9 protein-coding genes are annotated in these 9,385 nt (G+C 63.9%); 3 read left to right on the forward strand and 6 right to left on the reverse strand.

The window, feature by feature from the left end; translation table 11 throughout:
- The 4 genes from DBR23_RS00490 to DBR23_RS00505 form a co-directional block, all read right to left on the reverse strand.
- Positions 1-414, reverse strand: a 414-nt coding sequence (locus DBR23_RS00490) for an MFS transporter (RefSeq protein WP_233250197.1), incomplete at its 3' end; no start/stop codon positions are given.
- A gap of 74 nt (positions 415-488) precedes the next feature.
- Positions 489-1,235, reverse strand: coding sequence for a sulfite exporter TauE/SafE family protein (locus DBR23_RS00495; RefSeq protein ID WP_233250198.1), 747 nt, complete (start codon positions 1,233-1,235; stop codon positions 489-491).
- A 167-nt stretch (positions 1,236-1,402) separates the two neighbouring features.
- The gene (ybeY, locus tag DBR23_RS00500; protein WP_108496954.1) at positions 1,403-1,861 is read right to left on the reverse strand and encodes an rRNA maturation RNase YbeY; all 459 of its coding nucleotides are present in this window, start codon (positions 1,859-1,861) and stop codon (positions 1,403-1,405) included.
- A 62-nt stretch (positions 1,862-1,923) separates the two neighbouring features.
- Positions 1,924-2,880 (reverse strand): PhoH family protein, encoded by a 957-nt coding sequence (locus tag DBR23_RS00505; RefSeq protein ID WP_056059579.1) that lies wholly within the window; start codon positions 2,878-2,880, stop codon positions 1,924-1,926.
- Between the two features lie 80 nt (positions 2,881-2,960).
- On the opposite strand from DBR23_RS00505, the gene ruvA reads away from it, so the two are divergent.
- The 3 genes from ruvA to ruvB all read left to right on the forward strand — a co-directional run bounded on the left by ruvA (position 2,961) and on the right by ruvB (position 6,653).
- Complete coding sequence (gene ruvA / locus DBR23_RS00510) at positions 2,961-3,536, forward strand: Holliday junction branch migration protein RuvA (RefSeq protein ID WP_108496955.1); 576 nt, start codon at positions 2,961-2,963, stop codon at positions 3,534-3,536.
- 93 nt (positions 3,537-3,629) lie between these two features.
- On the forward strand, positions 3,630-5,546 hold the full coding sequence (locus DBR23_RS00515; RefSeq protein WP_108496959.1) for a trypsin-like serine protease: 1,917 nt from the start codon (positions 3,630-3,632) through the stop codon (positions 5,544-5,546).
- A 45-nt stretch (positions 5,547-5,591) separates the two neighbouring features.
- Positions 5,592-6,653, forward strand: a complete 1,062-nt coding sequence (gene ruvB / locus DBR23_RS00520) for a Holliday junction branch migration DNA helicase RuvB (protein ID WP_108496956.1) — start codon at positions 5,592-5,594, stop codon at positions 6,651-6,653.
- On the opposite strand, the gene DBR23_RS00525 is transcribed toward ruvB, so the two are convergent.
- Both DBR23_RS00525 and DBR23_RS00530 read right to left on the reverse strand, forming a co-directional pair.
- Positions 6,610-8,412: a lysoplasmalogenase family protein gene (locus DBR23_RS00525; protein WP_108496957.1), complete on the reverse strand. Its 1,803-nt coding sequence runs from the start codon at positions 8,410-8,412 to the stop codon at positions 6,610-6,612. The genes ruvB and DBR23_RS00525 overlap by 44 nt on opposite strands.
- Before the next feature lie 79 nt (positions 8,413-8,491).
- On the reverse strand, positions 8,492-9,385 hold an 894-nt coding region (locus DBR23_RS00530), incomplete at its 5' end, for an alanine racemase (protein ID WP_233250199.1).

Consider the following 9,385-nt stretch of genomic DNA (forward strand, 5'->3'; position numbering starts at 1 on the left):
GTAGGCAAACCGGTCGGCCGGAAAATGCCGCGCAATGAACAGCGTGCAAGCCAGGAACGCGGGCGAGCAGCCCACGCCGATCATCAACTGGCCCACCATCAGCCACGCATAGCCGGGCGCTGCCGCCGACAGCGCGGCCCCGCAAATCGCCAGCGGGAAAGCGGTCAGCACCGTGCGCCGCAGGCCCCACAGGTCAAGCCCCACGCCCATCAGCAACTGGGCCACACCGAACGACAGGCCGAACAGCCCGGCAAAGGCCCCCAGCGACCCGGGCGACAGCCCGAACTCTGCCGTCAGCCCCTGGGCCAGGATGGCAGTGGTGGTTCGAAACGCCTGGCTCAGCGCGAACCCGCTGAGCAGCGTGAGCAGCATGGCCCACAGCACGCGGGGCGGCGGGCGGCTGCTGCCTGCCATTGGTGCTGGTGTGGGTGCCGGTACCGCCGTAGGCGTGGACCTTGGCGTTGGCGGCGAGGCCAAGGGGCTGCTGCTCACTGCCGCCAGAAGAACACCGCCGCCATCACCAGCCCGGTAGCCACGATGCCCCAGCGGAGCACGTTGGCAGGCAGCTTGCGCGCTACGCGGGCGCCGCCGTAGCCGCCTGCAGTGGCGGCCACCATCATCATCAGCGCCTGCGGCCACAGCACGATACCGCCTGCTGCGTAGATGGCCACCGCAATCGCGGTGAGCAGCGCAGAGACCAGGTTCTTCATGCCGTTCATGGCGTTGAGCTGGGTTTGCCCCAGCAGGCCGAAAAGTGCCAGCAGCAAGATGCCCAACCCGCCGTTGAAGTAGCCGCCATACCCCGCCACGGCCAGCATGCCCAGGGCCGCCTTCCACGGCGCGGCGAGGCCATGGGCCGACGCGCCGGCCCACTGGCGCAGCCGAGGCCCCAGGGCAAACATCGCCGTGGCCGCCAGCAGCAGCCAGGGCACGACCTTGCGAAAGGTGGCATCGGGCGTGATCAGCAGCAGCGCCGCCCCGGCCGATCCGCCAATGAGGGCCAGCAGCACCACTGCCCGCATGGACAGGCCGGGGGGCGGTTGCATGTCTTCCCGAAACCCCCAGGCCCCCGCCATGTAGCCCGGCAGCAGCGCCACCGTGCCCGTGGCGTTGGCCACCACGGGCGGCACGCCGGTGAAGACGAGGGCAGGCAGGGTCAGAAAGCTGCCGCCTCCGGCGACGGCATTGAGGGCGCCAGCGACGAAGGCGGCGGTGACGAGCAGGGCGGTATCCAAAGTATCTCCTTGGCCGCGGCGTTGCGCGCGCGGCATTGCACCGATGTTAGGTGGAGATTCCGCGCTTTCGAGTCCGAATTGCGACCGTAAAAGGTGCGACTGCTTTGCCCACGGCTGCGTTTTTCAGGTGGGCGATCGGCAGGCTCTCGGGGAAATCCTGAATCCGGTCAGGTTGCGTAGGGGTCTTCAAAACCCAGCTCGCGCAGGATGTCGGACTCGTACGCCTCCATCTCCTCGGCGTCGGCCTCGCTCGTCTCGTGGTCCCACCCCTGGGCATGCAGCGTGCCGTGCACCAGCATGTGGGCGTAGTGTTCTTCCAGGCTCTTGTTTTGCTCCTTCGCCTCGCGCTCGATCACGGGGGCGCACAGCACCAGGTCGGCGGTCACCACCGGCTCCTGCGTGTAGTCGAAGGTGAGCACGTTGGTGGCGTAGTCCTTGTTGCGGTACTCGCGGTTGAGCTGCTGGCCTTCTTCGGCACCCACGATGCGCACGGTGATCTCCGCGTCGGTGGCCAGGGCGTGGCGAATCCAGCGCGTGACCTTGTGGCGGGGCAGCACAGCCCGGTGGGCGGCGGCTTCGTCAAACGCGCCAAACTGCAGCGACAGGGAGAGTTGGTTTAAGGACATTTGAGGTGTTTTAAGCTACCGGTGCCCAATTTATAAGCGTGCGTAGCTATTAAATTAGGAGTTCAGTCGCGGGTGCGGGCCGCTGCGGCACGGCGGGGGGCGTCGTAAGCGTCCACGATGCGGGCCACTAGCGGATGGCGCACCACGTCGGCGCTGGTGAAGTGGGTGATCGAGATGCCCTTGACGCGCTTCAACACCCGTTCTGCGTCGATCAGGCCGCTCAGCGTCCCCTTGGGCAGGTCGATCTGGCTCACGTCGCCCGTCACCACCGCCTTGGCACCAAAGCCAATGCGGGTCAGGAACATCTTCATCTGCTCGGGCGTGGTGTTCTGCGCTTCGTCCAGGATGACGAACGCGTTGTTCAGCGTGCGGCCACGCATGAAGGCCAGCGGCGCGATCTCGATGGCGTTGCGCTCAAACGCCTTTTGCACTTTGTCGTGCCCCATCAGTTCATACAGCGCGTCGTACAGCGGGCGCAGGTACGGGTCCACCTTCTGCGCCAGGTCGCCGGGCAAAAAGCCCAGGCGCTCGCCCGCCTCCACCGCCGGGCGGGTCAGCACGATGCGCTGCACGCTGCTGCGCTCCAGCGCATCCACCGCACTGGCCACGGCGAGATACGTCTTGCCGGTGCCCGCAGGGCCGATGCCGAAGGTGATGTCGTGCGTGGCGATGTTCTGCAGGTATAGGTTCTGCGTGGGCGTGCGCCCACGCAAGTCGGCCCGGCGGGTGTTGAGGATGATGGCGTCGTCTGGCGCTTCCAGCAGTTCGCTGTCGCCCGCCAGCATCAGCTGGATATAGTCCTCGCCAATGGGGCGCTCGGCCATCTCATACAGGGCCTGCAGCAGCTCCATCGCCTGCGTGGCCTTGGCCTTGGGGCCGTCGACCTTGAACTGCTCGTGCCGGTGCGCAATGCTCACCTGCAATGCCACCTCGATGGTGCGAAGGTGCGCATCGGCCGGGCCACACAGGTGGGTGAGCCGGGTGTTGTTGTGGGGGGTGAATGTGTGGCGCAGGATCACGCGGATAATTCCAGTCAGGCAACGGAAAACAGCAAGAACGGCGGCGCGGCATGTCATGCCCGCGTCGTCAAAGGACATCAATGATAGGCAAATTGACCGGCACCCTGCTGGAGAAGAATCCCCCCGAGGTGGTGCTGGACTGCCACGGCGTGGGCTACGAAGTGAATGTGCCCATGAGTACGTTCTACAACCTGCCCGCCGTGGGAGAGCGTGTGAGCCTGCTGACACAGTTCATCGTGCGTGAGGATGCTCAGCTGCTGTACGGCTTTGCAACCGCCCCTGAGCGCCAGGCGTTTCGTGAGCTGATCAAGATCTCCGGCGTGGGACCACGCACTGCGCTGTCCATCCTGAGCGGGATGGGCGTGAGTGACCTGGCGCAGGCGATTTCGCTGCAGGAGGCGGGCCGTTTGGTGAAGGTGCCGGGCATTGGCAAAAAGACAGCCGAGCGTTTGCTGCTGGAGCTCAAGGGCAAGCTGGGTGCGGACATGGGGGCTGTGCGTGGCGCGGCCACCAGCGATGCGCAAGCCGACATTCTGCAGGCGCTGTTGGCTTTGGGCTACAGCGACAAGGAGGCGGCTGCGGCGCTCAAGGCGCTGCCAGCGGAGGTGGGGGTGAGTGACGGAATTAAGCTGGCGTTGAAGGCGTTGGCCCGCTGATAATCGCCCCGAAATGTTCGCCCCACAATGGTTTGGTGGTGACCCTTTTGAGGCTTGCAAGCGTGAGTCGTAGCGATTTCTAGGATGCAGACAATGAAAAAGTTTTCCGTAGTGCGTTGGGTACCCGCCCTCTTCTCGGCAGCAGCGCTGCTGGTGGCGTGTGGTGGTGGCACAGGTGACGCGGCACCTAACGCTCCGTTGCTGTCTCAGGTGGACAGCAGGGTTCAGCCTGTAGAAGCCGTGCAGGATGTTTCTCGAGTGAAGTCCCGCAGTGCCACTGCAGCGCCGTCAGCAGCTGTGGTCGCGTTGGCAGAACTGGCTGCGGAAAAGACCCAGTCCGTGGACTCGGTGGGGCCACGGCTCGTGGGGCAAGGCCGTGATGTGGAGGCGACCAAGTCTGTGTCTGCGATGGGAGCCCTGTGGAAGTGGCGCAAAGCACCTGCGGGTGGCCTGGTTGCTGCGGTGAGCTTCAGCGCGGAAGGGGCCTATGGTTTGCGGCTGGGAGTGCTTGTTCAGCAGCTTCCGGGCAGCGCAGTGGTGCGCGTTTATACGCAGGCGGCGCCTGACAAGGTGTTCGAGATCTCCGGGCAGGAAATTCTCCAACTGATCGAGCGCAATCAGGCTGCGGGCGACCGTTCGGATGCTGCTCGCACGTGGTGGACACCTGATACCGGGGGCGGTGAGGTGACCTTGGAAGTGGAGTTGCCGCTTGGCATTGCCGCGAGTACCTTGCAAATTTCGGTACCCCAGCTGTCGCACATCTTCGCGAACTTGTCCGTACCCACCGAGCAGGAATACCAGGAACAAATTCAGCAGAATGCGAAAGCCATCGGCGATGCCGACACCTGTAACCTGGACGCCACTTGCTACAACGACGGCGCCAACGAACGCAATGCGGTCGCGCGCATGGTATTTGTTAAAGGAGCGAATGCCTACCTGTGCACAGGCACATTGCTCAACGACGGTAGCTCCAGTGGCAAGCCTTACTTCCTGAGTGCCAACCACTGCATTTCAGATCAGACCGTGGCTTCGTCCTTGCAGACGGACTGGTTCTTCCGTTCGTCGAGCTGTAACAGTGGTGCACTGCAGAGTTCGAGTACCAAGAAGGTAGGAGGGGCCAAACTTCTCTACGCCAGTGCCGATACCGATACATCGTTTCTCTTGCTCAACGACACGCCTCCCGCAGGAGCGGTTTTTGCGGGGTGGGATGCATCTGCCGTGGCTGCAGGAGTCTCTACCATCGGTTTGCACCATCCCCGTGGCGACCTCCTTAAGTTGAGCTATGGGGCAGTGGTCGGCCAATCGACTTGCACCACGATATCTGATACTCAATTTTCGTGTGGAGGGACCAGCGGTAACTACTACCGGGTCAACTGGAGCCAAGGCACGACCGAAGGAGGCAGCAGTGGTTCCGCACTGTTCAGGAATGGCAAGGTTGTAGGCACCCTCTACGGAGGGAGCGCAGTTTGTACGAACAAGTCCTCGTCAGATTTTTATGGTCGTTTTGACGTGGCCTACAACGCTGCATTGAAGAACTGGTTGGCGGCGGCTGTCAGTGGTACGGGGCGAACAGCTGTTTACCGCTTCTACAACAGCAAGACTGGTGCACACTTTTACACGGCAAGTGCTTCGGAGCGGGATTTCGTGATCAATACCCTGCCGGAATTCGCGTACGAGAATATTGCTTTTTATGCGTATCCGAATGCGAGTTCAGGTAAAGATCCGGTATTCCGCTTTTACAACGAAGCCAGCGGTGCCCATTTCTATTCGGGAAGCTTGGAGGAACGCGATTACGTCATAGCGAATCTTCCCGAATACCGTTATGAGGTTGTCAGTTGGTATGGGCAGAAAGCCAGCGGCAATGATTCCTCGCCGATATACCGCTTTTACAACGCCAAAACGCGGGCGCATTTCTACACCATCAGTGCGGCCGAGCGCGACTTCGTGATCCTGGTTCACAAAGATTTCCAGTATGAAGGCCCCATGTACTACGCATGGACTTCGCAGTGAGTGTTCGGCGCAGAAGCTGAGGCGCAGGCACTCCCTGCTCGCACAATGACCATCCAGACCGACGACTTTTCCACCGCCCCCGCCAAACGCGTCATCTCCGCAGTTCCCGTTTCCCCCCAAGAGGAGGCCATCGAACGTGCCCTGCGCCCCAAACTCTTGCAGGAGTATGTGGGGCAGGCCAAGGCCAGGGAGCAGTTGGAAATCTTCATCGGCGCGGCGAGGAAGCGGGGTGAGGCGCTGGACCATGTGCTGCTGTTCGGCCCGCCCGGCCTGGGCAAGACCACGCTGTCGCACATCATCGCGGCGGAGTTGGGCGTGAACCTGCGCCAGACCAGCGGCCCGGTGCTGGAAAAGCCCAAGGACCTGGCGGCGCTGCTGACCAATCTGGAAAAGAACGACGTTCTCTTCATCGACGAGATCCACCGCTTGTCACCCGTGGTGGAGGAAATCCTCTACCCCGCGCTGGAGGACTACCAGATCGACATCATGATCGGCGAGGGGCCGGCAGCGCGCAGCATCAAGCTGGACCTTCAGCCCTTCACCCTGGTGGGCGCAACCACGCGTGCGGGCATGCTGACCAACCCGTTGCGCGACCGCTTCGGCATCGTGGCGCGGCTGGAGTTCTACACGGCCGAGGAGCTGGCGCGCATTGTCCAGCGCAGTGCCGGGTTGCTCCATGCACCGATGGATGAGGAGGGTGGCTTCGAGATCGCCCGCCGCTCGCGCGGCACACCGCGCATTGCCAACCGGCTGCTGCGCCGGGTGCGCGACTATGCAGAGGTCAAGGGCGATGGGCGCATTACCAAACCCATTGCCGACAAGGCGCTGGCCATGCTCGATGTGGACCCGCAAGGCTTTGACGTGATGGACCGCAAGCTGCTCGAAGCCGTGATCCACCGCTTCGATGGCGGCCCCGTGGGGCTGGACAACATCGCGGCCAGCATTGGCGAAGAGGCCGGCACCATCGAGGACGTGATCGAGCCCTATCTGATCCAGCAGGGCTTCCTGCAGCGCACGCCGCGTGGACGCATTGCCACGCTGGCGGCGTTCCGCCACCTGGGGGTCACGCCGCCGAAGGCGAGCGGGCAAGATCTGTTTGGGGTGTGAGGGGCGTGGCAGAGCTGGGCTCTGCGCGGGCTGTGCCCCGCAGCATGCCTACCACGATCAGCGCCTGCGCAGCGTAATACGTCGCCAGCACCCAGACCTGCGCCATGGGCAGGGGCGTCACAAACCGGTTGGTGGCCAGCAGCGAGTCGCTGAGCATGAAAAACCCGGCGCCGATGGCGACACACAGCGAAGCGGCGTCGCGCAACACGGTGGCGCGGCCAATGGCCTGGGCCGCCATCAACGCAATCACCAGCACATAGGCTGCGACGGGCGCGCGGAGTGCAGGTGGCAGGCCACCCGTCCACAGAAAGGCGTACATGGCCGTGCCGATGCCCAGCGTGGCCACCAGCGCACCCCGGTGCGGAAACCATGCCTGTCCACTTTTGAACAGCGCCACATAAAACAGATGCGCCACCAGAAAGCTCACCAGGCCGGGGATGAAGAAGCCCTGGAACATGAGAAACACATCCCCCGCCAATGACCCGCCCAGGGCCGCGATCAGCAAGACCCAGGGAGTTTTTGCACCTATTGCACCTCTTGCGCTAGTCGAATATGCACTGGCAGCTACCAAAATAATAGCAATCGCCATGGTCAGCGGTTTGAACAGCCAATGCCATTGTGTGAACTCCAGCGCGCTGGTGGCCGTGGCCAGTGCCGCGCTTTGCAGCATCAGCGCCATCAGCATGCGAAGGCGCCCCTGCATCACAGCGCCCAGCGACCATTGCACTGTCAGCAGCACAGCGAACCAGACGGCGTTGTGCGCCAGCGGCGCCGCATCGGCCTGCCACAAAAAGGCCGCCACGCCCCCGAGCAGCAGCACAAACTGCACCAGTGCAAACCATTGCACGGCGCGCGACATCGGTGGGTGGTAGCGCGCCATCTGCGCCATGTTGAAGGCCGGCTGGGGAAAGCGCTCCGCCACGTCCGCAGGCCGCCAGCCCGGCGGCTTGATCCAGACCTTGAGCTTGTCGAGCCAGCTGCGTGCGTGCCAGCTGTCGTGCGCCAGCCCCGCGTACACCTGGGCGTTGGCCCACAGTGGGTCCCAGCTATTGAGCAGGCCGCGGGTGCCGTACACACATTTCTCCTGCACGTCTTCGTCCTTGAAGGTGCCGAACATCCGGTCCCACAGGATCAGGATGCCGCCGTAGTTTTTGTCCAGATAGGCATCGTTGACGGCATGGTGCACGCGGTGGTTGCTGGGGCTGCAAAACCAGCGGTCGAACCAGCCCAGGCGCCCCACCTGCTCGGTGTGCACCCAGAACTGGTAGAGCAGGTCAATCAGCGCCACGACGCCGAACACCAGCGGCGGAACGCCCGCCAGTGCCATGGGCACATAAAAGATCCAGCCCAGCAGCGCGCCCGAACTCGTCTGGCGCAGCGCGGTGCTGAGGTTGTAGTCCTGGCTCTGGTGGTGCACCGCGTGCGCGGCCCACAGCACGGCCGATTCATGCCCCATGCGGTGGAGCCAGTAGTAGCAGAAGTCGTAGAACACCAGCGCCAGCAGCCAGCCGGGCAGGCTGGTCCAGAACGCATCGTTGCGCCACAGCGCCACATGCTCGAACAGGGCCGTGTAGATGCCGATGCGCAGCAGCCGCGTGAACACTGCGCTGGTCTGGCTCAGCATGCCCAGGCTGATGCTGCTGACGGCATCGGCCAGGCGGTAGGTGTTGCGTTGGCGCTTGAAGCCAATGGCCAGCTCAAGGGCGATCAGCAGGAAGAAAACGGGTGTGGCAAGGACGATGATCTGGCTGGGGCTCATGTTGCCGGATTGTGGTCCAGCAGCCAGCTCACACCGGGGCAGGTGAACCCCTATAGCGCCGGTTTTTAGAGGGCTGCGCCTATGTCAGCGCTCCCCGTGCATCCACCCGGATGATGCGCTCCACCGTGCCGGCCGCCAAACCGCCGCGCACGCCGATCAAAAAGTCATGCAGATTGACCGTGGGGTCGCAATGGCCAGGGATGAGCCAGAGCATGTGTCCCAGGCTGGGCAGGCGGGCATCGGGAGCGTCTGCGTAGAGCAAGCCATGCTCGTCGCCCCCGTTGGCATAGCGCAAGGTGCGGTCGGCGGGCAGCAGGGCCACCGTGGGCAGGCCGGAGTCAATGGCGTGGCTCTTGTGACCGGCGTCGCACACGGCGTGGGTGTCGCGCACCGACACCACCTGGGTCTTGACGTACAGCGCATGTTCAAACGCGGGCTGCGCGGGATCGCGTTCGTTGCGCGCGTAATCTGCGTCCATGAACAAAAACGAGCCCGCCTGCAACTCGCCAAACACGCCGCTGGCGGCCTCGTGAACCAGGGTGCCTGTGCCTGATCCGGTAATCAGCGGCACGGGCAGCCCGGCGGCTTCGATGAGCTGGCGCGTGTGATCCGCCGCGCGAACGACAGCGGCGATGGTCTCGCGCCGACCCACGCTGCTGGCCAGGTGCTGGGCGCGCCCGTGGTAGGCCTGCAGCCCCGCAAACCGCAGGCGGGGGCTGCGCGACACGGCCAGCGCGAGAGGCACGGCGGCCTCGCCCGGCGGCACGCCGCAGCGGCCCTGGCCCACGTCGATCTCGACCAGCACATCAATGCCCGCGTCGCTGCCGTACTGCGCCATGGCTTCGGCCAGGCGTTCGATGCCATCGATGTGGTCCACGGCCACGCCCAGGCGACCGCCGCGTGCCGCCAGCAGCGCCGCCAGCCGCGCTACGCGGTGCAGCTTGGGCATGGCAATGACCTGGTTGGTGATGGT

Origin of the sequence: Acidovorax sp. HMWF018, from assembly GCF_003061035.1 — a bacterium.
GTDB classification, from domain to species: Bacteria; Pseudomonadota; Gammaproteobacteria; order Burkholderiales; family Burkholderiaceae_C; genus Acidovorax; species Acidovorax delafieldii.

Bases quoted from the DNA above. Each gene is read 5' to 3' on its own strand.
- DBR23_RS00515 (WP_108496959.1), top strand. From the start codon at position 3,630: ATGAAAAAGTTTTCCGTAGTGCGTTGGGTACCCGCCCTCTTCTCGGCA.
- ruvA (WP_108496955.1), top strand. From the start codon at position 2,961: ATGATAGGCAAATTGACCGGCACCCTGCTGGAGAAGAATCCCCCCGAG.
- ruvB (WP_108496956.1), top strand. From the start codon at position 5,592: ATGACCATCCAGACCGACGACTTTTCCACCGCCCCCGCCAAACGCGTC.
- ybeY (WP_108496954.1), bottom strand. From the start codon at position 1,861: ATGTCCTTAAACCAACTCTCCCTGTCGCTGCAGTTTGGCGCGTTTGAC.
- DBR23_RS00525 (WP_108496957.1), bottom strand. From the start codon at position 8,412: ATGAGCCCCAGCCAGATCATCGTCCTTGCCACACCCGTTTTCTTCCTG.